The sequence below is a fragment of the Simiduia sp. 21SJ11W-1 genome (assembly GCF_024138675.1).
Lineage (GTDB): Bacteria > Pseudomonadota > Gammaproteobacteria > Pseudomonadales > Cellvibrionaceae > Simiduia.
Map to the genome: position 1 here is coordinate 1,399,887 of NZ_CP090959.1, position 21,314 is coordinate 1,421,200.

The following is a 21,314-nucleotide window of genomic DNA, read 5'->3' on the forward strand; positions in this document are numbered from 1 at the left end:
AACCCACCTTTGAACAATTCTTCAGGCGCTAAGCCAGCGGCCAGCAGGCCAGATTGGCTGGCGGCTTTCGGCGAGCGCCTGCGGCGCGATTTTCCCGATGTGTTCGCCGCCCAAAAGCTTTCTGTGGCCCTGTCTGGTGGGCTGGATTCTGCCGTGCTTTTACATCTGTTGGCTGGGCTCGGTTTGCCGGTACATGCCATTCACGTCAATCACCAGTTATCCCCCAACGCCGATGCCTGGCAATCACACTGTGAACAGCTGTGTGCGTCGCTCGATGTGCCCTTTGAGGCCCACAGGGTAACGGTGGCAGCGCGTGGTCGCGGGTTGGAAGATGCAGCCAGAGCCAGCCGGTATCAGGTGTTTGAACAGGCCCTTGCCCACGGGGGCCTACTCGTTACCGCGCATCACCAGGATGATCAGGCCGAAACCTTGCTGTTGCGATTGCTGCGTGGTGCCGGAGTGGAAGGTATGGGGGCCATGGCGGCCAGACGGCCATTGGCCGCCGGCGAATTGGTGCGCCCGCTGCTAGCCGTGCCCCGCAAACAGCTTGAGCAATGGGCGCATACGTTGGGCGTGCGCTACGTTGAAGATGAAAGCAATTCCGATGAGGCGCTTGATCGCAACTACCTGCGCCATCGGGTGCTCCCATTGCTGCATGAAAGGTGGCCGGCCGCAGCCCGCCAATTGGCAGCCGCAGCCGAATTAAGCGGTGAATCCCGGGTGCTGCTGGCAGACCTTGCCGAACTTGACGCAGCCCGGCTTGACGCAGCCCGGCTGGACGCAGCCCGGCTGGACGCAGCCCGGCTGGACGCAGCCCGGCTGGACGCAGCCCGGCTTGACATACGGCCCGAGCGTTTGGGTGAATCCATTGATCTGGCGGTGCTGGCGGGCTTGTCTGCGCTGCGACAAAAAAATCTGGTGCGCCATTGGTTGGCGCAGCGATCGTTGGTGTTGAGCCGGGTGCAATTGGCGCAACTGCTCCAACTTTGGCTGGTAGCCGAGGCAGACACACAGCCCCAGTTGCTATTGGCCACGCCCGGTGGTCAGGTGCGATTTTACCGCTACCAGCGGCGCGGTTATCTCATCCGGCTGGGCCATAGCAAAGGCGACGCCGCCTCATGGTCACTGCCGGCCGGGCCTTTGTATCCAGAGCGTAGCTATCGCTTTAATACAGCCTTGGGTGTTATGGGGCTGGCAATGCGCGCAGCAAGCACGGGGCTGGCTCTGCCCGATGCTGGCCATTGGTGGTTGCGCAGCCGGCAGGCGGGCGACAGGTGCCAGCCCGCGCACCGCAATCGCTCCCAAACGCTTAAAAAGTGCCTGCAGGAATCCGGACTGGTGCCCTGGCTACGCCCCATGACGCCCTTGGTGTGCAACCCTCAAAACCCGCAACAGATTTGGGCGGCGGGTGATCTTTGGCTCGACCGGGACGCGCCTCTGGCAGAGGCAGGTGGCTACCAATTGCACTGGTGGTTTGAGGGTGATTTGTAATTGAGGCCGCAGGGGTTTTCTGGTAGTCTGGCGTCCCATCTCAAGGGTGGTGGCTCTCTTATCCCCCCAGTCGCAAAAAGATCGTCAGAAGGCCCCGTTAAACGGCTCGGCTTTCCGGCGTTTTGTGCTTTTGTGTGGTGTGAGCCAGCCCAGGCGGGAAGCCCTGTTGAATCGGGCTACACTGCCAGCTGTCTTTAAACACCGCGGCACACTTATTGGCTGCACTTAGCTCTGGAAAAAGGTTCTCATGACCCGTTATATATTCGTTACCGGTGGCGTTGTTTCCTCACTGGGTAAAGGCATTGCCTCCGCTTCATTGGGTGCCATTCTCGAAGCCCGTGGCCTGAAGGTCACCATCATGAAGCTGGACCCATACATCAACGTAGATCCGGGCACCATGAGCCCGTTCCAGCACGGCGAGGTGTATGTCACCGGCGACGGCGCCGAAACCGATCTCGACCTGGGTCACTATGAGCGTTTTCTGAAAAGCCAGATGACGCGCCGCAATAACTTCACCACCGGGCGGGTGTACGAAACCGTGCTGCGCAAAGAGCGCCGCGGCGACTACCTGGGCGGCACTGTGCAGGTGATTCCGCACATTACGGATGAAATCAAGCGCCGGGTACTTGAAGGTGGCTCCGATTACGACATCGCACTGGTAGAAATTGGCGGCACCGTGGGTGATATTGAATCCCAGCCGTTTTTGGAAGCCGTGCGCCAGATGAAAGTGGAAATGGGCAGCAATCGCGCGTTGCTGATTCACCTCACATTGGTGCCCTATATCGCCACCGCCGGTGAAACCAAAACCAAACCCACCCAGCACTCGGTAAAAGAGCTGCGCTCAATCGGCCTGCAGCCAGACGTGTTGTTGTGCCGCTCGGAAGTGGAAGTGGATGAAGATTCGCGCCGCAAGATCAGCTTGTTTACCAACGTGGAAGCGCGCGCTGTGGTGCCGCTACCCGATTGCGACACCATTTACCGCATACCGGGCCTGCTGCAGAGCCACGGACTGGATAACTTCGTTACCGAGCGCTTCGGCCTGGATTGCCCGGCGGCGGATCTGTCCGAGTGGGAGGCGGTCATCGACGGCAAGCTCAACCCGGAGCGCGAAGTGACCGTGGCCATGGTGGGCAAATATATGGACTTGCTCGATGCCTATAAATCCCTCAACGAATCCCTGAGCCACGCCGGCATTCACACCAAAACAAAAGTGAATGTGAATTACATTGATGCCGAAGACGTAGAAAAAGAAGGCACCAGGCTTTTGGAATCGGCCGATGCCATTCTTGTGCCGGGCGGCTTTGGTGAGCGCGGTGTGGAAGGTAAATTGATGGCCGTGCGCTACGCCCGTGAAAACAAAGTGCCTTACCTCGGCATTTGTTTGGGCATGCAATCGGCGGTTATTGAGTTTGCCCGCAATGTGGTAGGCCTTGAAGGCGCCAATTCGACAGAATTCAACAAAAAGGCCGAGCACCCCGTGGTGGGCTTGATTACCGAGTGGATTGATAAAGAAGGCAAGCGCGAAACCCGCGATGAATCTTCAGATCTTGGTGGCACCATGCGTTTGGGTGCACAGGAGTGCCGTTTGGTAGCCGGCTCCAAAATTCGCGATATCTACAATGCCGATGTGATTGTAGAACGCCACCGTCACCGCTTTGAGGTGAACAACAACTATGTGGATCAGCTGCAAAAAGCCGGATTGAAGATTGGCGGCTGGTCTGCCGACGACACCCTGGTTGAAACCGTAGAAATTGAAGATCACCCATGGTTTGTGGCCTGCCAGTTCCACCCGGAATTCACCTCCAAGCCCCGTGAAGGCCACCCGCTGTTTACCGGATACATCAAAGCGGCCATCGCCCACAGCGGCAAATAATTGCAGTAGGAATTGAACTATGAGTAAGACCATTAAGCTTGGCGATATCTCGCTTGCAAACGATGCCCCCTTCGTACTGTTTGGTGGCATGAATGTGTTGGAATCCCGTGATATGGCCATGCAAGTGGCAGAAAAATACGTAGAAGTGACTCAAAAACTGGGTATCCCCTACGTGTTCAAGGCCTCCTTCGACAAAGCCAACCGTTCGTCTATTCACTCCTACCGTGGCCCGGGTATGGATGCGGGCCTCAAAATTTTTCAGGAAATCAAAAGCACATTTAATGTGCCGGTGATTACCGATGTGCACGAAATTTACCAGTGCCAACCCGTAGCCGAGGTGGCAGACGTTATTCAACTGCCCGCGTTTTTGGCGCGCCAAACGGATTTGGTAGAAGCCATGGCCAAAACCGGCGCGGTGGTAAACATTAAAAAGCCGCAGTTTCTAAGCCCTTCGCAAATGAAAAACATCGTGGAAAAATTTCGCGAGTGCGGCAACGAGCAAGTGATTCTGTGCGATCGCGGTACCTGTTTTGGTTACGATAACCTGGTAGTGGATATGCTGGGTTTCCGTACCATGAAAGAGGTCAGTGGTGGTGCGCCGGTTATCTTTGATGTAACCCACGCCTTGCAATGCCGCGATCCTTCAGGTGCAGCCTCCGGTGGCCGTCGTCACCAGGTGGCAGAGCTTGCGCGCAGTGGTATGGCGCTGGGCCTTGCGGGCTTGTTTCTGGAAGCGCACCCCAACCCCGATCAAGCCAAATGCGATGGCCCCAGTGCGCTGCCGCTCGACAAACTCGAACCCTTTTTAAGCCAAGTTAAAGCGGTGGATGATTTAGTAAAAAATCTTCCCGATTTAAATATTGATTAAGAGCCCAAAGAGGCTTTAACCACAACCTACGGAATACAGCTGGAGTTTACACAGATGACAAAGATTGTTGACGTTCGCGCGTTTGAAGTACTTGATAGCCGCGGCAATCCCACCGTGAATGCGGACGTAATCCTCGAAGGCGGCATTGTGGGCACAGCCTGCGCGCCAAGCGGCGCCTCAACCGGCTCACGCGAAGCCCTTGAGCTGCGCGATGGCGACAAGTCCCGCTACCTGGGCAAGGGCGTACTAACCGCCGTTGCCAACATTAACGACACCATCAAAGGTTTGCTGGTGGGCATGGATGTTGAAGACCAGCGCGCACTCGACGACGCCATGATCAAAGCCGACGGCACCGACAACAAATCCAAGCTTGGCGCCAACGCCATTCTGGCGGTGTCTCTGGCGGCGGCCAAGGCGGCTGCGCAAGCTAAAGGTGTGCCTTTGTACGCGCACATTGCCGATGTTAACGGCACTCCCGGTAAGTACACCATGCCCGTGCCGATGATGAACATCATCAACGGCGGCGAGCACGCAGACAACAACGTAGACATTCAAGAATTCATGATCCAGCCTGTGAAGGCTGCAAGCTTCACCGAAGCGCTGCGCCAGGGTGCCGAAATTTTCCACGCCCTGAAAAAAGTATTGAGCGAGCGCGGCTTGTCTACAGCAGTTGGTGATGAGGGCGGTTTCGCTCCTAACTTGCCTTCCAACGAAGCGGCACTCCAGGTAATCGCCGAAGCCGTTGAAAAAGCCGGTTACAAATTGGGTGAAGAAATTACCCTGGCGCTGGATTGTGCATCATCTGAGTTTTACAAAGATGGCAAGTACAACATGGCGGGTGAAGGCAAGATCTTCAGCGCACCGGAATTCGCCGACTACCTCACCGAGCTTGCCAACAAGTACCCCATTTTGTCTATTGAAGACGGCATGGATGAAAGCGACTGGGATGGCTGGGCCGACCTCACCAATAAAGCCGGTGAAAAAGTACAGCTCGTGGGTGATGACCTGTTTGTAACCAACACCAAGATTCTGCGTGAAGGTATCGAGAAGAAAATCGCCAACTCTATCCTGATCAAGTTCAACCAGATCGGTTCGCTGTCTGAAACCTTAGATGCCATCAAAATGGCACAGGACGCCGGTTACACTGCGGTTATCTCCCACCGCTCCGGTGAAACCGAAGACACCACCATTGCCGATCTGGCAGTGGCAACCGCTGCCGGCCAGATTAAAACCGGTTCACTGTGCCGCTCTGATCGCGTAGCCAAGTACAACCGCTTGATCCGCATTGAGGCCGAGCTGGGCGCCAATGCGCCTTACCGTGGCCGCGCTGAATTCAAGGCGTAATTCACGGTGATTGCAAAACGGGTAGCGCAGGCATCGCCGCGCTACCCGTTTTTCGTTTAAGCTCTGGCAAACACACGCTGCAAATGGTTCACAACGCGCAATGAAATGGCTACTTCCCATATTGGTTTTACTGCTGGCGGCCCTGCAATACCGCCTGTGGGTGGGTGAGGGCAGTTATGCCGAGGTGGCACGCCTGGAGGCCGCCATTGAGCGCCAGCGGGTTGAAAACGACAAAATGCGTGAACGCAATCGCGTACTGGCTGTTGAGGTGCGCGAGCTAAAAAATGGCCTGGATGCCATTGAAGAACGCGCACGGCTGGAAATGGGCATGATCAAAGAGGGCGAGTCCTTTTACATGCTGGTTGAACCCGAGCCGGAAGCACGCAAATGAGTGCCCTATGGGTAGTGGTACCGGCTGCCGGTATTGGTTCACGCATGCAAGCGGCTATGCCAAAACAATACCTGCCGTTGGCCGGGCGTACTGTGATAGAGCACACCCTGGAGCGCTTGCTGGCCATCGAATCCCTAGCAGGCCTCATTGTGGCCCTGCATCCGGACGATGCGCACTTCCACCATTTGCCCCTTTCGAGCAATCCGCGCATTACGCCCATTACCGGCGGTGCCGAGCGTGCCGATTCCGTGCGCCGCGCCTTGAGCGCGCTCTGCACCAAAGCCGGCCCGGATGATTGGGTGCTGGTACATGATGCGGCGCGCCCGTGTATTACGCCCGAGGTATTGAACAGTTTTGTTGCACGGGTACTGCAGTCGGCTAGCCACACCCATTGTGGCGCGATACTGGCAGCCCCTGTGGCCGATACGCTAAAGCGTGTGGGCGAGGGCGCAACCATTGCCGAAACGGTAGACCGCCGCGGGCTGTGGGCTGCCCAAACCCCGCAGATGTTTCGCTATCAGGCGCTCCAAAACGCCTTGGTGCAGGCGCAAAATTCGGGCCTTGTAATTACTGATGAAGCCAGTGCCATTGAGGGCGCAGGCCTTAGTGCAATGGTAGTGAATGGCCCCAGTGATAATCTAAAAATTACCCGGCCTGAGGATCTGCCCTTGGCGGAGTTAATTTTGCAGGCTCAAAAACAAAGTGACAGGTCATGAGAATAGGTAACGGCTACGATGTGCACGCCTTTGGCGAGGGCGACAAAATTGTGCTCGGTGGTGTGATGATTCCCTACGAGCGCGGTTTGATTGCCCACTCAGATGGCGATGTATTGCTGCATGCGCTCGCCGATGCGCTGCTGGGTGCCTGCGCCTTGGGCGACATTGGCAAACACTTCCCCGATACCGATGCCCAGTTTAAAAACGCCGATAGCCGCGCGCTGTTGCGCATGGTGTACGCCAAGGTGAAAGCGCTGGGTTATCAGTTGGTGAATGCCGATATGACCATCGTGGCCCAGGCACCCAAAATGGCGCCCTACATCAGCCGAATGGCCGAGCACATCGCCGCCGATTTAGAGGCCGGTGTGGGCCAGGTAAATGTGAAGGCCACCACCACAGAGCGCTTGGGGTTTACCGGCCGCAAAGAAGGCATCGCCTGCTACGCGGTAGTGCTGTTGGGCCCACGCACGTGAACGAATTTAATCTGGATTTCCCCCGTGCGCTGGGCGCGCCAGAGGTAAGCGCAGGTTTTCGCGTTGAATGTGAAGACTTTGTGGTGAATGAAGTGCTGGGTTTTGAGCCTTCCAATGACGGCGAGCACCAGCTGCTTGAGGTGATCAAACGCGACGACAACACCCCCTGGGTGGCCAAGCAAATCGCGCAGATTGCCGGTGTAAAACCCATGGATGTGGGCTATTGCGGCATGAAAGACAGGCGCGCAGTTACCCGCCAGTGGTTCAGCGTGTATTTACCCAAAGCGCAACCTCTCGACTGGCAGGCATTGAATACTGAAACTACGCAACTTGTGCGCGTTGCCCGCCACCATAAAAAGCTGCGCCGCGGTGAGCATCAGGCCAATGAATTTTTAATCCGGCTGCGCGACTGCCAGGGCGATCTTGCCGGTGTGGAGCAGCGCCTTGCGCGTATTGCCGAGCAGGGCGTGCCGAATTATTTTGGAGAGCAGCGCTTTGGGCGCAATGCCAGTAATTTAATAGCGGCAGAGCAGGCCTTTGCGCAGGCGGCCAGTGAACCCGAGGGTGCGCGCCCGCGCCGCTCGCGCAAAAAAGGCGGCCGGCGCCCGGCCGCGCAAGGCGGTGCAGGCATGAGTGTGTCGGCGGCGCGCTCTTGGTTATTCAACCAGGTACTCGCAGCGCGGGTTAACGCCAGCCAATGGCGCGAGCCCATGGCCGGCGAGCCAAATCCTGAACCCTCAGGCCCGCTTTGGGGGCGCGGGCGCAATCCGGCAGGCGAGGCGCTGCTGGCATTGGAAGATTCGGTGCTCACACCATGGCGCAACTGGTGCAATAGCCTCGAGCACGCAGGGCTTTCCCAGGAGCGCCGGGCCTTGTGCCTGCAGCCGCAGGCGTTGCGCTGGCACTTCGAGGGCCAGGATCTGTGTTTGGCTTTTACCTTGGCGCCGGGCCAATTTGCCACGGCGGTGCTGCGTGAAATCGCAGTGCTGATCACGCCTGAGCTGGCCGCTGAATAATTAACAAAGGGCAGGTGAGAGCCTGCTGAACGAGGCTTACGCTGTGATATAGTTCACGGCGCTAAGTGGCCCATGAGGCCGAGAAGAATAAGCAGGACCTTGTGGGGACAGTTGCGTGACCAATTTATTACTGCAGGGGGTTGGAATGACCTCCCAGCGCACCCGAGAGCGTCTGATTCAGCGGCTGATGGATCAGGGTGTTTCAAACGAACAGGTGTTAGATATTATTCGCAACACCCCGCGCCATATATTTCTGGACGAGGCGCTCTCCCATCGCGCCTACGAAGATTCCTCCCTGCCTATTGGCTTCGGCCAAACCCTGTCGCAACCCTATATCGTGGCCCGCATGACGGAACTCCTGGTGGGCGCCGCTGCCAAACTGGATAAAGTGTTGGAAATCGGCACCGGCTCCGGTTACCAGACTGTGGTACTCGCCCAGTTGGTAAAGCAGCTCTACAGTGTGGAGCGCATTAAGCCATTGCAGGATAAAGCCCGTGAGCGCATTCGCACATTGGGGTTGCGCAACGTTTTCTTGCGCCACGCCGATGGTGGCTTTGGTTGGCCCGAGCAGGGCCCGTTTGATGCCATCTTGAGTGCCGCCGCACCGCGCACAGTGCCGGAGGGGCTCAAAAAACAGCTGGCCCCTAACGGTGTGCTGGTTATTCCCGTGGGAGGCGATCAACAGGAGTTGCAATTAGTGATGCGCGATGGCGATACCGACACCTTCGTCACCCGCACTATTGAACCCGTTAAATTTGTGCCGTTGCTCTCTGGTACAACCCGATAATACAGGAACCTCTCTCACATGAAAGCAGCCTTCAAGCGCTATCTCCCCGTGTATTTAAAAGGTATGGCGATGGGGGCGGCTGATGTGGTGCCCGGTGTGTCTGGCGGCACAGTGGCCTTCGTTACCGGCATCTATGATGACTTTATCAATGCGTTGCGGGCCATCAGGCCCGCCACATTTTCCGTGTTATTAAAAGAAGGCCCCGCCAGCGCCTGGCGCGCCATTAACGGGAATTTCCTGCTGGCAGTGGTGGCGGGCATTGCCACCAGCCTGTTTACCTTTGCCGGTATTATCAGTTATTGCCTGGCAACCTATCCGCTGCTGGTGTGGTCGCTGTTTTTTGGTTTGATTTTCGCCTCCTCCGTCTACATGTATCGCCAGCTTGAACAGCGTGGCAGGGCCGAGTGGGTGTTTTTGATTATCGGGCTGTTATTTGCCTGGGGGGTAAGCCTGGTACGCCCCACGGAATTCCCCCCCTATGACTGGATGCTGTTCTTTGCCGGCGCCCTTGCCATCTGCGCCATGATTTTGCCAGGCATTTCCGGCAGCTTTATCCTGTTGCTCATTGGCGCCTACCCATTATTTTTGCACGCCCTTAAAACCCCGGATCTGCCCATGCTCGGGTTCTTTTTAGCAGGCTGTGTAACCGGATTGCTGCTGTTTTCCCATGTGCTCGGTTATCTGCTTGCACACTTTAGGGCCCGTACCCTGGCACTGCTTACGGGCTTTTTATTTGGCTCTTTAAGCGTCATTTGGCCCTGGAAGCATGTTGTGCAAACCCGTGTAAACAGCAAGGGCGAAACAGTGCCCTTTATTCAGGAAAATGTAATGCCCCTACAATACGAGGCGCTGGCAGGTCAGCAGTCGCAATGGGAGCTGTGTGTATTGATGATGCTCGCAGGCTGCGTGTTGGTATGGGGTATTGAATGGGTTGCTGGGGTGGTGGCACGTAGGTCTACCTCTGATCCGAAGAAATCCTCGGATGATCGTAATTCGTTCACAAACTAACAGAATAGTTTTAGATAATTTTCTAATATGTCTATTCTGTTAATTATCAAAGTGAATATAAGGTCAGCGCGTAAGTCGTGCCATTTCAATCGCTAAAGCAAAAAACGGTTATATCGGCATTTGGCCAACTTGGCCAAATGGCAGTGGCGCTGGCGTTGCTTTTGGGGCTGTTTGGGTGCGCCTCGGGCGGTGGTGGTGCACCGGTATCGGAGCGCACGCGGCCTGCCCCTATTTCGGGCGTTGATCGCCATGTGGTAAAACCCGGCGATACCCTCTATTCGATCGCATGGCGCTATGGCGTTGATTATAAAGCACTTTCTCGCCGCAATGGCATTGGTAGCAGCTACACAATTTACCCGGGCCAAATAATTTACCTCGATGTCGATAAAAAACCAGTGACTGCCAAGTCACGCCCAGTAGTAAAAAGAAGCCCGACCACAACACAGAAGCCCGTGGCCAAAATGCCAGCCGCTAAACCTGTCATTCCTGTCAAGACTGCAGGTATGATAGGTCCGGTAAACTGGGTCTGGCCAGCGAAAGGGAGAATCATTCGCAATTACTCCCCGGCCAGTGGGCTGAATAAAGGGATTGATATTGAAGGGCGTTTAGGAGAGCCTGTGCATTCCGCTGGCGCAGGCACCGTTGTTTACGCCGGCGATGGATTAAGGGGTTACGGCAAGTTGCTCATCATCAAACACGATGAAACTTACCTAAGCGCTTATGCACACAACAGCAAATTATTCGTTAAAGAGGGAGATAAAGTTAAAGGCAATCAGAAAATTGCCGAAATAGGGTCAAGTGGTACTGATACCACAAAGCTTCACTTTGAAATCAGACGCAAAGGACAACCGGTAGATCCGCTCAAATACTTACCAAAGCGGTGACAAAAACCGGGACGCGCAGAAGTGAAAGCCGACATTTAGCCAATAAAGATAAGCAGTCTTAAACTGCAGGCTAAATAGTCCGTCAAGGGTGTAGGGTTTGGGAAGTGCCTGTAAGGGCTTTCTTGGATTTTGCTAACCGAGAAGAAAGGGCTAGAACTATGGCAGTACAAAATAACAGGGATTCAGCATCCTACGGAATTGAAGACGTAGCAGTACACGGCGCAGATGAAATTCTAAAAAGTGTCTCTTCGAAAAAATCTGATTCAACACGATTGACCAGCGCATTTGATGAGGCTGGTACCTACCAAAAAACGCTAGACGCAACACAGCTTTACCTCAATGAGATTGGCTTCTCGCCGCTTTTGTCGGCAGAGGAAGAAGTGTACTTTTCCCGCAAGGCCCTGAAGGGCGACGAAAGTGCCCGCAAGCGCATGATAGAGAGCAACCTGCGGTTGGTTGTGAAAATCGCAAGGCGCTATGTAAATCGCGGCCTGGCACTGCTGGATTTGATTGAGGAAGGTAATCTGGGGCTTATTCGAGCCGTTGAAAAATTCGACCCGGAGCGCGGTTTCCGCTTCTCTACCTATGCAACCTGGTGGATTCGTCAAACCATAGAGCGCGCCATCATGAACCAGACGCGCACCATCCGTTTGCCGATTCATGTGGTTAAAGAATTAAATGTTTATTTGCGTGCAGCGCGTGAACTCACCCAGAAGTTGGATCACGAGCCCACGCCAGATGAAATTGCAACACTGCTAGAAAAACCCGTGGCCGATGTAGAGCGTATGTTAAAGCTCAATGAGCGGGTAACCAGTATGGATGTGCCCATGGGGCCATCGTCTGACAAGGCGCTGGTAGATTCCATTCCGGATCAGCAAGAGTCAGACCCGGTGATGTTACTGCAAGACTCGGATTTGCATGAAAGCCTTGATGGCTGGCTGTGTGAGCTGACAGAAAAACAGCGTGAAGTGATTGCCCGCCGGTTTGGCCTGCGCGGTTTTGAAACCAGCACCCTAGAAGAAGTAGGGCGTGAAATTGGCCTCACCCGTGAGCGTGTGCGCCAAATTCAGGTTGAGGCCTTAAAGCGTTTGCGCGACATTCTGGAAAAGCAGGGCCTTGATGGCCAGGCATTGTTCAGCGCCATGTAGCAGGCATTTAGCTTTTCGGTTGCAATAAAAAACCCGGCATGCCGGGTTTTTTATTGCCTGAAGGTTGGGGCGCGCTATTGAAGTGTGAAGTTCAATTTGCGCGTATCAGCTTCAATGCCGTTTAAGGTGACATTCACCGGCGCATCCAGGTGCAGCACTTGGCTTGCATTGCCGTCTTCGTCTTTGAGCGTAAGGGTGAGGGCTATGGGGTCGAAATCCGGTTTGCACTCTTTGGTGCGAATCAAGGCAAAGCCTTCGGCCCCGTTTTGATCCAGCCGTACGCCTATACCGGCACTGTTAACCATGCTGATTTTGCCGGTAAAAGTTTGGCCGATGTGTGCTTGCATAAACTGGCACAGCAGCCAGCTCTCGGTTTGCCGAACCGCCTGGCGGCCGCGGCTTACACAATCTTGCAGCCTTTCAACCGAGCCCTCGTTAATGGGGGTTGAGTCAGCTTTGGTGAGCCAGTTCACAATCAATTGCTGGTTGTAGAGGTCGTTAAACCTGCGAATGGGCGAGGTAATTGTGGCGTAGTGCGCAAAACCCAGGCCCAGGTGCGGCTGGGCATTCAAGCTGAGCTTGCCCGGTTGCAGCTGGCGGCGGAAATTCGACAGCAAATGGTTTTGTGCTTCGCGCTCCATGGTTTTTACAAGCCCTACGTAGCCCTCAAGGGTTTGCGCGTCAAAGGCGGCCAGCGCAGGCTCTTCGGTAAACATTTGCTTGAGGGTATCAAGGCGCTCCTCGCGGGGGCCTGCGTGGGTAGAAAAAATAGCAGGCAGTTTTTGCTCTGCGAAAAACTCACCGGCGGCCACGTTGGTAGCAAGCATTGCCTCTTCAACAATCTGGTGTGCCTTGGTGCGCTCGCTAACGGTGACTTCGGCGATTTTGAATTTTTCGTCCAGGGTAAATTCGTAATCGGGCTTGTCTTCCATAATCAGGCAATGGGTGGCACGCCATTGATTGCGCAAGCTTGAGAAGCGGTATAGATCGTTGATGAGCCCTTGGTAGGCGGCGTCAACTGCGTCTACATTACCTTCGAGGAACTGGCTGATTTGCTCGTAGCTAAGCTTGGCGTGTGAGCGGATTTTGGCGAGCTCAAAACTGACCTCGCCAGTGGCGCCCTGTGCGTCAATCGTAAGGCTTGCAACGAGTGCAGGGCGCTCGGCACCGGGCACCAGTGAAAAGCTGTCGTGTGATAGCTGCTTGGGCAACATCAATTTTTGATTGCCCGGGAAGTAGAGCGTATTGGCTTTGGCTTGCGCTTGAGCCAGCAGCGGGCTTTTATCGTTTACCAGGCTGCCCGGTTGTGCAATAGCCACTTTTAACTGGAAGCCGCCATCGGCCAACGCAGTGACATGCAGTGCATCGTCCATATCCTGGGTTTTGGCGCTGTCGATGGTGACGAAGGCAAGTTCGGTGAGGTCTGCCCGGCCGGCTTGGTTAATCACGTCATCCAATTGCGCGGCAAGCTCTGTGGCGTGCTGTTCGGCCTCGCGGCTGGCTTTATCGCTCAATACCGGCAGGTCGAATTTGGCCAGCATATACTCGGTTTCAATGCCGGGCATTTCATCATTACCCACAATGCGCTCCACCCGTGCCTGGGCTTTGCCCTGGTGTTTAAAGGGGTGCTGGGAAATAGAGCACAGCAAAAAATCGCCGGGCTTTGCGCCTTTGCGCTCTTTGGGTGGCAGGAAAATCCAGCGCGAAAGCTGCGGCAGGTCGGGGGCGACAAAGTGGCCCTGGCCGCGCACGGTATAGCGGCCCACAAAGCGGGCGAGCTCTGTGCTCAGCAGTTTTTCAATTTTGGCTTCAAACTTGCCGGCTTGCTTGCCTTCGCTAACTTCAAAGATTTCCACCTCTACCCGGTCGCCAGGCAGTACGCGATCCATCTGCTCGGGCGCAAGAAAGGCGTCGCGGCCGTCATCTAAATTAACAAAGCCGAAGCGCGATTGCGTTCCGCGTACTGTGCCTTGGGCAATATCCCGACTGGCGCGAATATTCTGCTTCAGCTGCGTTAGTTGCTGCAGGGCTGACGGATCAAGCATTGGGGGAATCTCTTGAGGTATGAGCGGGCGCACATCATACCAAATGCCACCCGCTGGGGGCTATTTGTGCGCGTTTGGATATTCAACGAGGTTGGTGTGGGCGCAGGCCGCAAAATAGCTGGCCTACACAGTCGCAGATGTCGTCCAGATGGGCAGAGTCTGCATAGACGCCGTCGATTACCAGCTGCGCCAGGCCGTGTAGGGTGCCCCAGGTAACCTGGGTCAGGCGCAGGCTGTCTTGGTTGGCGGGCAGAATGCCGGCGGCCTGCCAGCGCTTCACCGCGGTCAGGTGGTGCTTGAAGGATTCGTGGGCAACCTCTTTCAAGGCTTGGTTGGCGAGCTTGTCGCGCCAGAGGGTGTGACCAAACATCAGGCCATACATGGAGGGGTTGGCGGTGGCGTATTCCAGGTACTGGCGTGCGAAGGCGGCGTAGCGCGCCGATGCTTGCGTGATGGTGCTGGCATCAATTGATTGAATCATGTGATCGAGCGCTGCAAAGCCTGCGGCCGCCAGCGCGCAAAGCAGGTCGTGTTTGTCTTTAAAGTGGTGGTAGAGCGCACTGCGAGACACGCCCACCCGATCGGCCAGCCGCCTTAGGCTAAGGCCGTCTATGCCTTCCTCGCCCAAAAGCCGGGCCGCTTCACGCAGCAGGCTCGCGCGTAAATCGCCGTGGTGGTAGGTTTTGCTGGCTTTGCTCATGGCGGCAATCTAGCAGTCTATCTTGACAGTGTCAAAATACCTTCGTAATCTTGACGCTGTTCAGTTTGCAGCCTGCTCTGTGAGCTAGGGTTAGCTAAATGCCTGCACCCGGCGTGCAGGAGGCAACTTTTTGGCAAAGGAGATGGTAGTGCACCCAATCGAGACAGCCTGCGCCGGTTTCAGCGCAATTCACATGCGTGTAGAGGGTGCCGTGGCGCACCTGCAGTTCGCTCGCCCCGAGGCCCTTAACACCATGAACGATGCCTTCTGGCGGGAATTCCCGGCCGCACTTGATGCGGTGTCTGCCAGTGGTGAGGTGCGCGTGCTGGTGATTTCATCCACCGGTAAACACTTCACCGCCGGAATGGATCTCGCCGTATTTGCCGATTTGAATGGCCCGCAATACCAGTTGGAGGCCTCGCGCAGGGCCGAGATGTTAAGGCGGTGGGTGTTGGAGCTACAGCAGTGCTTCAATCGGCTGGAAGCGCTCAGAGTGCCCGTATTGGCGGCCATTCAGGGTGGCTGCATTGGCGGCGGTGTGGATTTGGTATCGGCCGTTGATTGCCGCTACGCCACAAGCGATAGCTATTTTTGCATTAAAGAAATTGATCTGGCCATCACCGCAGATTTGGGCACATTGCAACGCTTGCCGCATTTGTTGCCCCAGGGCGTTGTGCGCGAACTTGCCTATACCGGGCGTAAGTTCAGCGCACAGGAGGCCCAAAATTTTGGCTTTGTAAACGCCGTTTACCCGGATCACGAGGCCCTGCTGAACGCCGTGCTGGAGAGTGCCCGGGCCATTGCCGAAAAATCACCGCTGGCCATTCACGGCACCAAAGAAATGCTCAATTACGCGCGCGATCACAGCGTGCAAGATAGCCTGCGCTACGCGGCAACCTGGCAAGGCGGCATGTTTCACGCGCACGAAGTGTTAGAGGCCATGACCGCCGGCATGGAAAAGCGCGCCCCGGAATTTGAAAACCTGCAACCCAATAATTTAAAAACTACCCGCTAACGAGAGAACAAACCATGTCTGCAACACCTTACCCACATTTGCTTGAACCACTGGATTTAGGTTTCACCCAGCTTAAAAATCGCGTGATCATGGGCTCTATGCACACGGGCCTGGAAGAGGCAGAAAACGGCTTTGAGCGTATGGCGGCCTACTTTGCCGAGCGTGCCCGGGGCGAGGTAGGGCTGATTGTCACAGGCGGTTTTGCACCAAATCGTGAGGGCGCCACCAGCGATCACGCGGGCGGCATGGAAACCGAGCGCGATGCGGAAAATCACACACTGATTACCCGGGCTGTGCATGAGGCGGGTGGAAAAATTTGTATGCAAATTTTACACACAGGCCGCTATGCATTTTCTGAAAAACTGATTGCCCCCTCGGCCATTCAGGCGCCCATTAACTTTTTTACCCCCCGCGAAGTTACCCAGGCCGATATAGAGCAGCAAATCGAAGACTTTGCCCGCTGTGCGGCACTGGCACAAAAAGCCGGTTACGACGGCGTTGAAATTATGGGCAGCGAAGGTTATTTCATTAACCAATTTATTGTGACCCACACCAACAAGCGCGACGATGCATGGGGTGGAGACTACGAAAATCGCATGCGCTTTGCCATTGAAGTTGTGCGCGCTGTGCGCGAGCGGGTAGGCTCTGAATTCATTATCATCTACCGGCTTTCCATGCTCGATTTAATTGAGCAAGGCAGCACTTACGATGAAGTGGTAACGCTCGGGCAGGCCATAGAGCAGGCGGGTGCAACCATCATCAACACAGGTATTGGTTGGCACGAGGCGCGTATTCCCACCATTGCCACCAAAGTTCCGCGCGCAGCCTTCACCTGGGTGACTGCAAAAGTACGTAAAGCCTTAACTGTGCCTGTGATTACTTCCAATCGCATCAATACCCCGGAGGTGGCCGAGGCAGTGCTGGCCCGTGGCGATGCGGATATGGTGTCTATGGCGCGGCCGTTTCTGGCTGATGCTGATTTTGTGAAAAAAGCCCGTGAAGATCGCGCCGATGAAATCAATACCTGTATTGGCTGCAATCAAGCGTGCCTGGATCATGTGTTCAGTTTGAAAATGAGCAGTTGCCTGGTAAACCCCCGTGCGTGTCATGAAACCGAATTGGTGATTGCCGAGGCTCAGGTGAGTAAACATTTCGCAGTTGTGGGTGCGGGGCCTGCGGGCCTGGCCTTTGCAACCACCGCCGCCGAGCGCGGCCACAAGGTTACGCTGTTTGATGCCGGCGCTGAAATTGGCGGCCAGTTTAATATTGCCAAGCGAGTGCCGGGCAAAGAAGAGTTTTATGAAACACTGCGTTACTTTAAACGCAAGCTTGAAATTACCGGTGTGGATGTACGCCTTAATACGCGAGTAGATGCGCAAGCATTAAACGCAGGTGCCTTTGATGCGGTGATTCTGGCAACGGGCATTGAACCCCGCCGGCCTGCCATTAACGGCATTGATCATGAAAAAGTACTGAGCTATTTAGATGTATTCGCCGGTAAACCCGTGGGTGATAAAGTGGCTATTATTGGCGCCGGCGGTATCGGTTTTGATGTTGCGGAATTCATTACGCACCAAGGCAAGTCTACCTCGCTTGATGTTGAGGCCTTTATGGCGGAATGGGGTGTGGATATGACACTTATGGCGCGCGGCGGCGTGGCAGGTGTGCCCAGGGCTGTAGAAAAAAGCGATAAAGAAGTGTGGTTGTTGCAGCGTAAATCCACCAAGGTGGGTGCGGGCCTGGGTAAAACCACAGGCTGGATTCATCGCAACAGTTTGAAGAATAAAGGCGTGCACATGGTTGCGGGCTGTGAGTACGTAAATATTGATGATGCAGGCCTTCATGTGCGGGTGGGCGATGAAACCCGGCTGTTGCCCGTTGATAGCGTCATTATTTGCGCAGGCCAAGAACCGCGCCGCGAATTGCAGGCAGGGCTTGAAAAGCCAGTACACTTTATTGGTGGCGCAGACGTGGCGGCAGAGCTGGATGCCAAGCGGGCCATTAATCAGGGCACGCGCTTGGCGGCGTCTTTGTAGTTAAAGAGGGCCATTAAAAAGCCGCGCAGTGGAAGCTGCGCGGCTTTTTTTTCGGCCTGATGCGCTAGCCCTTGGTGCCCAGTGCGGCCAATAGTGCTTGGGCCGGGTGTTGCAGGGTGCGGCTGGCAAAGCGCTTGGTTTGGCTGCGGCAGGAGTAGCCCGTGGCCAACAAGCGTGGCGTTTTGTTTGCCTCAACTTTCTGGCGCCAGCTCATGTCGAACAGTTTTTCTGAATTGTCTTTGTTGCGGCTTTCATGCCCATAAGTGCCGGCCATGCCACAGCAACCGGTATCCACAACCTTCAGCGTGAGCTCCATGCGCTCAAAAATTTGCTGCCAATTTTTAATGCTGGCGGCGGCGTTGGTTGTTTCCGTGCAGTGCGCCATCAGTTCATAGGGTGCATCGGTGTCTACTGAACTTGACGCTTGGGCTACCCAGTCTGCGGTGGCAAGCCACTCCTGCAGCAGTTTTACCTCGGGTGCGCGTTCGGCACCCAGAGTTTTTACATACTCTGCACGGTAGGCCAGCGTCATGGAGGGCTCGATGCCCACAAGCGCAATGCCGCTTTCAGACAGTGCATTCAGCATGGCGGCGTTTGCGGCTGCGGCGCGCTCAAAGGGTGCCAGAAAACCGTGTACGTGCAAGGGCTTGCCGTTGGGTTTAAAGGGCGCAAGCAAAGGCTTAAAGCCCAAGGCTTGCAGCAGGCTTAAGGTGTCTAGCAGTAGGTCGGTTTCAAAATAACTGACAAACGCATCCTGTACGATAATTACCGCGCGTTTGCGCGCGCTTTCATCCAGCCGTGCAATATTTTCAGCGGTGGCCCACAAAATACCACGTCCGGCGATGGCTTTTTCAATGGAAAGGCCAGTGAGTTGAGGGCTGTCTACCATGCCGGCGACTTTATCAAGCAAGTAGGCCACAGGTTTAAATGCCATCAATCCGTTGTACAGCCAAGGCACCTTGGCGAGGGAGGGCACCATGTACTCCAGCCCGCCAATAAAATAATCTTTTAGCGGGCGCAGGTAGCGGGTGTGGTAAAGCTCAAGAAATTTCGAGCGAAACGCCGGTACGTCTACCTTCACCGGGCATTGGCCCACGCAGGATTTGCAGGCCAGGCAACCGCTCATGGCATCCATTACCTCGTGGGAAAAATCGTACTCTTTACTTAGGCTGTTGCGGATGCGCCCGGGCAGGCTTGCCAAAAATGAACGGCTGCGCGCCGCTTGGGCCAACAGCAGTGGGTCGGCTGCGCGCTCTGAAAGCTGCTTGAGCCACTCGCGCACCAGTGAGGCCCGGCCCTTGGGCGAGTGGATGCGCTCGCGGGTAACTTTCCAGCTGGGGCACATGGCATCGTTGGGGTTCCAGTTGTAGCAGGCCCCGTTGCCGTTGCAATACATGCCTTCGCTGTAGCCGTCCCACACGTGCACGGGAATCTTGCGATCCTCTGCACCGCGGGTGGGCGCGGCATCGAGTTTGGTGAGGTGGTGGCTTGAGTCGGGCGTTGCAATTTTGCCGGGGTTTAACTGGTTGTGCGGGTCAAACACGCCCTTGATCCGCTGCAGCTGTGGGTAGAGATCGCCAAAAAACGCTGGCGCATATTCGCTGCGTAAGCCTTTACCGTGTTCGCCCCAAAGCAGGCCGTTGTACTTTTGCACCAGCTCAACCACGGCATCAGTAATACTGCGCACGCGCTGGATTTCATCGGGGTTTTTCATGTCGATGATTGGGCGTACATGTAGCACGCCGGCATCTACGTGGCCGAACATGCCGTATTCCAGCTGGTGGCCGTCCAACAGTGCGCGAAATTCGCCAATGAAATCCGCCAGGTGCTCGGGCGGCACGCAGGTGTCTTCTACGAAGGGAATGGGGCGCGCTTCACCGTGTACATTGCCCAAAAGGCCTACGGCTTTTTTACGCATGCCCCAAATTTTGTTTACATTGCCATGCCCGCGCACCAGGGAAAAGTCGCAATTTTTTGCGCTGGTGCCTTTTACAGCGGTGAGTTTGGCACTGATGTCGGCCAGCTTTTCTTCAAGCTCTGCCTCAGTTTCAGCAGTGTATTCCACCAGGTTAATACCGGCAACGCTGTCATCAACGGGCGGGAAAAATTCGCTCACCGAATGCCAGACGATGTCGTTCTTGGCGAGCGAAAATACGCGCGAATCGATGGTTTCAATAGAGGTTGGAGCCGCGCGCATCAGCTCGGTTGCATCGCGCAGGGCGGCATCAAAATTTTGGTAGAGCACATTCACAAGCGCTGTGTACTTGGGAATGGGTAAGAGGTTCAGCTTGGCCTCGGTGATAAACCCCAGGGTGCCTTCTGCGCCGCACAGGATGCTGTTGAGGTCTAGCTTGTGATCCTCGGTAAAAATATGGGCCAAGTCGTAGCCTGTGAGGCAGCGGTTCAGCTTCGGGAATTTTTCGCTGATGGCTGTGCCATGGGTGTTGGCGATCTCGCGCAGCACCCGGTGGGCTTCCCCCACCCGGTCTTGGCGCTGGCATATGGCCTCAAGCTCCTGGTCGCCCACAGGTTTCGAGCCCCAGTAGGAACCATCCAAAAAGATGCTGTGCAATTCCAGTACGTGATCGCGGGTTTTGCCATAAAGGCACGAGCCTTGGCCGGAGGCATCGGTGTTGATCATGCCGCCAATGGTGGCGCGGTTACTGGTAGACAATTCAGGCGCAAAAAATAGCCCGTGGGGCTTCAATGCAGCATTGAGCTGATCTTTTACCACGCCGCACTGCACCCGCACCCAGCGCTCTTCTGGGTTGATCTCCAGAATCTTGTTCATGTGGCGCGAGGTGTCTACTACCAAGCCATCGGTGAGCGATTGGCCGTTGGTGCCGGTGCCACCGCCTCTGGGGCTCAACACGATATCGCGAAATCGCGGTTTGGCGGCAAGTGCGGTAATGAGCAGTAGATCGTCAGCATGACGGGGGTACACCACGCCCTGGGGCAGCACCTGATATATGGAGTTATCTGTGGCCAGCACCGTGCGATTGGCGTAATCGGGGTTGAGTTCGCCGGCAAACCCCTCGGCCTTCAAGGCATTCAGGAAGTCGAGGTAACGCTCTTGTACGGGTGAAGTGGCGCGTATAGCTGGAATCATTAACGGCTGGCCTGCGGGCAATCTATGGTGGTGTGGGGGCGCATTTTAGCGATTTCATGGCGCGCTGGCCAATGGCGCCTGCGCTTTATGTGCAGCGCTTGCGCAGCGCCTCGGCCGCAAATACCCTGTGCAGCCAGTGCTTATGCCGCGCGGGGTTAGTGACGCGCGTAAGGCATTGGGGGCGGGGCGCGGTTATTGGCCATTTGCCTCTATAACTCAAATAGGGCAAAGCCCCGGCTCTTATGCCTTCAATCCACAAAAAGGCTGGATAGCCTTGTGGATAACTTTGGGGTAAGTGCAGCCATCAGGCATTCCCGCTGGGGCTGTGCGGTTGCGTTTGTTTTTTGATCGGTCTAATAAATAAATTTGATAGTTCGAAGTTGTGCGAAAGTCCTACTTATCTTCTATCT

Annotated in this window: 17 protein-coding genes; 14 read left to right on the top strand and 3 right to left on the bottom strand. The window is 55.6% G+C overall.

The window, feature by feature from the left end; translation table 11 throughout:
• Positions 1-9 precede the first annotated feature (9 nt).
• From tilS to rpoS, 12 genes are all read left to right on the top strand, one after another.
• The gene (gene tilS, locus L1F30_RS06235) at positions 10-1,491 is read left to right on the top strand and encodes a tRNA lysidine(34) synthetase TilS (protein WP_253360738.1); all 1,482 of its coding nucleotides are present in this window, start codon (positions 10-12) and stop codon (positions 1,489-1,491) included.
• A gap of 247 nt (positions 1,492-1,738) precedes the next feature.
• Positions 1,739-3,364 carry a CTP synthase gene (locus L1F30_RS06240; RefSeq protein ID WP_253360739.1) on the top strand — a complete coding sequence of 542 codons (1,626 nt, stop codon included), beginning with the start codon at positions 1,739-1,741 and terminating at the stop codon, positions 3,362-3,364.
• Between the two features lie 19 nt (positions 3,365-3,383).
• Positions 3,384-4,232 carry a 3-deoxy-8-phosphooctulonate synthase gene (kdsA, locus tag L1F30_RS06245; protein ID WP_253360740.1) on the top strand — a complete coding sequence of 283 codons (849 nt, stop codon included), beginning with the start codon at positions 3,384-3,386 and terminating at the stop codon, positions 4,230-4,232.
• A gap of 54 nt (positions 4,233-4,286) precedes the next feature.
• Positions 4,287-5,576: a phosphopyruvate hydratase gene (eno, locus tag L1F30_RS06250; RefSeq protein ID WP_253360741.1), complete on the top strand. Its 1,290-nt coding sequence runs from the start codon at positions 4,287-4,289 to the stop codon at positions 5,574-5,576.
• A gap of 100 nt (positions 5,577-5,676) precedes the next feature.
• Positions 5,677-5,967 (top strand): cell division protein FtsB, encoded by a 291-nt coding sequence (ftsB, locus tag L1F30_RS06255; RefSeq protein WP_253360742.1) that lies wholly within the window; start codon positions 5,677-5,679, stop codon positions 5,965-5,967.
• Complete coding sequence (gene ispD, locus L1F30_RS06260) at positions 5,964-6,683, top strand: 2-C-methyl-D-erythritol 4-phosphate cytidylyltransferase (RefSeq protein ID WP_253360744.1); 720 nt, start codon at positions 5,964-5,966, stop codon at positions 6,681-6,683. The genes ftsB and ispD overlap by 4 nt, the downstream gene beginning before the upstream one ends.
• Complete coding sequence (gene ispF / locus L1F30_RS06265) at positions 6,680-7,156, top strand: 2-C-methyl-D-erythritol 2,4-cyclodiphosphate synthase (RefSeq protein WP_253360746.1); 477 nt, start codon at positions 6,680-6,682, stop codon at positions 7,154-7,156. Before ispD ends, ispF begins: the two co-directional genes overlap by 4 nt.
• Positions 7,153-8,172, top strand: coding sequence for a tRNA pseudouridine(13) synthase TruD (gene truD, locus L1F30_RS06270; RefSeq protein ID WP_253360748.1), 1,020 nt, complete (start codon positions 7,153-7,155; stop codon positions 8,170-8,172). Before ispF ends, truD begins: the two co-directional genes overlap by 4 nt.
• A 145-nt stretch (positions 8,173-8,317) precedes the next feature.
• Entirely contained in the window at positions 8,318-8,959 is a 642-nt protein-coding gene (locus L1F30_RS06275; protein ID WP_253360750.1) for a protein-L-isoaspartate(D-aspartate) O-methyltransferase, read from the top strand.
• A gap of 18 nt (positions 8,960-8,977) precedes the next feature.
• Positions 8,978-9,967, top strand: a complete 990-nt coding sequence (locus tag L1F30_RS06280; RefSeq protein ID WP_253360752.1) for a DUF368 domain-containing protein — start codon at positions 8,978-8,980, stop codon at positions 9,965-9,967.
• A 137-nt stretch (positions 9,968-10,104) separates the two neighbouring features.
• Positions 10,105-10,851 carry a peptidoglycan DD-metalloendopeptidase family protein gene (locus tag L1F30_RS06285; protein WP_253361760.1) on the top strand — a complete coding sequence of 249 codons (747 nt, stop codon included), beginning with the start codon at positions 10,105-10,107 and terminating at the stop codon, positions 10,849-10,851.
• Between the two features lie 158 nt (positions 10,852-11,009).
• Complete coding sequence (rpoS, locus tag L1F30_RS06290; RefSeq protein WP_253360754.1) at positions 11,010-11,999, top strand: RNA polymerase sigma factor RpoS; 990 nt, start codon at positions 11,010-11,012, stop codon at positions 11,997-11,999.
• Between the two features lie 74 nt (positions 12,000-12,073).
• Here rpoS and L1F30_RS06295 read toward each other — a convergent pair whose 3' ends face one another.
• Both L1F30_RS06295 and L1F30_RS06300 read right to left on the bottom strand, forming a co-directional pair.
• Positions 12,074-14,044, bottom strand: a complete 1,971-nt coding sequence (locus L1F30_RS06295; protein WP_253360756.1) for a VacB/RNase II family 3'-5' exoribonuclease — start codon at positions 14,042-14,044, stop codon at positions 12,074-12,076.
• 82 nt (positions 14,045-14,126) lie between these two features.
• Complete coding sequence (locus L1F30_RS06300; RefSeq protein WP_253360758.1) at positions 14,127-14,744, bottom strand: TetR/AcrR family transcriptional regulator; 618 nt, start codon at positions 14,742-14,744, stop codon at positions 14,127-14,129.
• A 148-nt stretch (positions 14,745-14,892) separates the two neighbouring features.
• On the opposite strand from L1F30_RS06300, the gene L1F30_RS06305 reads away from it, so the two are divergent.
• Positions 14,893-15,759, top strand: coding sequence for a crotonase/enoyl-CoA hydratase family protein (locus L1F30_RS06305; RefSeq protein WP_253360760.1), 867 nt, complete (start codon positions 14,893-14,895; stop codon positions 15,757-15,759).
• Between the two features lie 14 nt (positions 15,760-15,773).
• Positions 15,774-17,795 (top strand): FAD-dependent oxidoreductase, encoded by a 2,022-nt coding sequence (locus L1F30_RS06310; protein WP_253360762.1) that lies wholly within the window; start codon positions 15,774-15,776, stop codon positions 17,793-17,795.
• A 64-nt stretch (positions 17,796-17,859) separates the two neighbouring features.
• On the opposite strand, the gene L1F30_RS06315 is transcribed toward L1F30_RS06310, so the two are convergent.
• On the bottom strand, positions 17,860-20,904 hold the full coding sequence (locus L1F30_RS06315; protein ID WP_253360764.1) for an FAD-binding and (Fe-S)-binding domain-containing protein: 3,045 nt from the start codon (positions 20,902-20,904) through the stop codon (positions 17,860-17,862).
• Positions 20,905-21,314 lie beyond the last annotated feature (410 nt).

Coding starts and splice junctions, on each gene's coding strand:
- ispD (WP_253360744.1), top strand. CDS start 5,964: ATGAGTGCCCTATGGGTAGTGGTACCGGCTGCCGGTATTGGTTCACGC.
- L1F30_RS06315 (WP_253360764.1), bottom strand. CDS start 20,904: ATGATTCCAGCTATACGCGCCACTTCACCCGTACAAGAGCGTTACCTC.
- L1F30_RS06240 (WP_253360739.1), top strand. CDS start 1,739: ATGACCCGTTATATATTCGTTACCGGTGGCGTTGTTTCCTCACTGGGT.
- L1F30_RS06275 (WP_253360750.1), top strand. CDS start 8,318: ATGACCTCCCAGCGCACCCGAGAGCGTCTGATTCAGCGGCTGATGGAT.
- L1F30_RS06300 (WP_253360758.1), bottom strand. CDS start 14,744: ATGAGCAAAGCCAGCAAAACCTACCACCACGGCGATTTACGCGCGAGC.
- L1F30_RS06295 (WP_253360756.1), bottom strand. CDS start 14,044: ATGCTTGATCCGTCAGCCCTGCAGCAACTAACGCAGCTGAAGCAGAAT.
- ftsB (WP_253360742.1), top strand. CDS start 5,677: ATGAAATGGCTACTTCCCATATTGGTTTTACTGCTGGCGGCCCTGCAA.
- ispF (WP_253360746.1), top strand. CDS start 6,680: ATGAGAATAGGTAACGGCTACGATGTGCACGCCTTTGGCGAGGGCGAC.
- rpoS (WP_253360754.1), top strand. CDS start 11,010: ATGGCAGTACAAAATAACAGGGATTCAGCATCCTACGGAATTGAAGAC.
- eno (WP_253360741.1), top strand. CDS start 4,287: ATGACAAAGATTGTTGACGTTCGCGCGTTTGAAGTACTTGATAGCCGC.
- L1F30_RS06285 (WP_253361760.1), top strand. CDS start 10,105: ATGGCAGTGGCGCTGGCGTTGCTTTTGGGGCTGTTTGGGTGCGCCTCG.
- L1F30_RS06310 (WP_253360762.1), top strand. CDS start 15,774: ATGTCTGCAACACCTTACCCACATTTGCTTGAACCACTGGATTTAGGT.
- kdsA (WP_253360740.1), top strand. CDS start 3,384: ATGAGTAAGACCATTAAGCTTGGCGATATCTCGCTTGCAAACGATGCC.
- L1F30_RS06280 (WP_253360752.1), top strand. CDS start 8,978: ATGAAAGCAGCCTTCAAGCGCTATCTCCCCGTGTATTTAAAAGGTATG.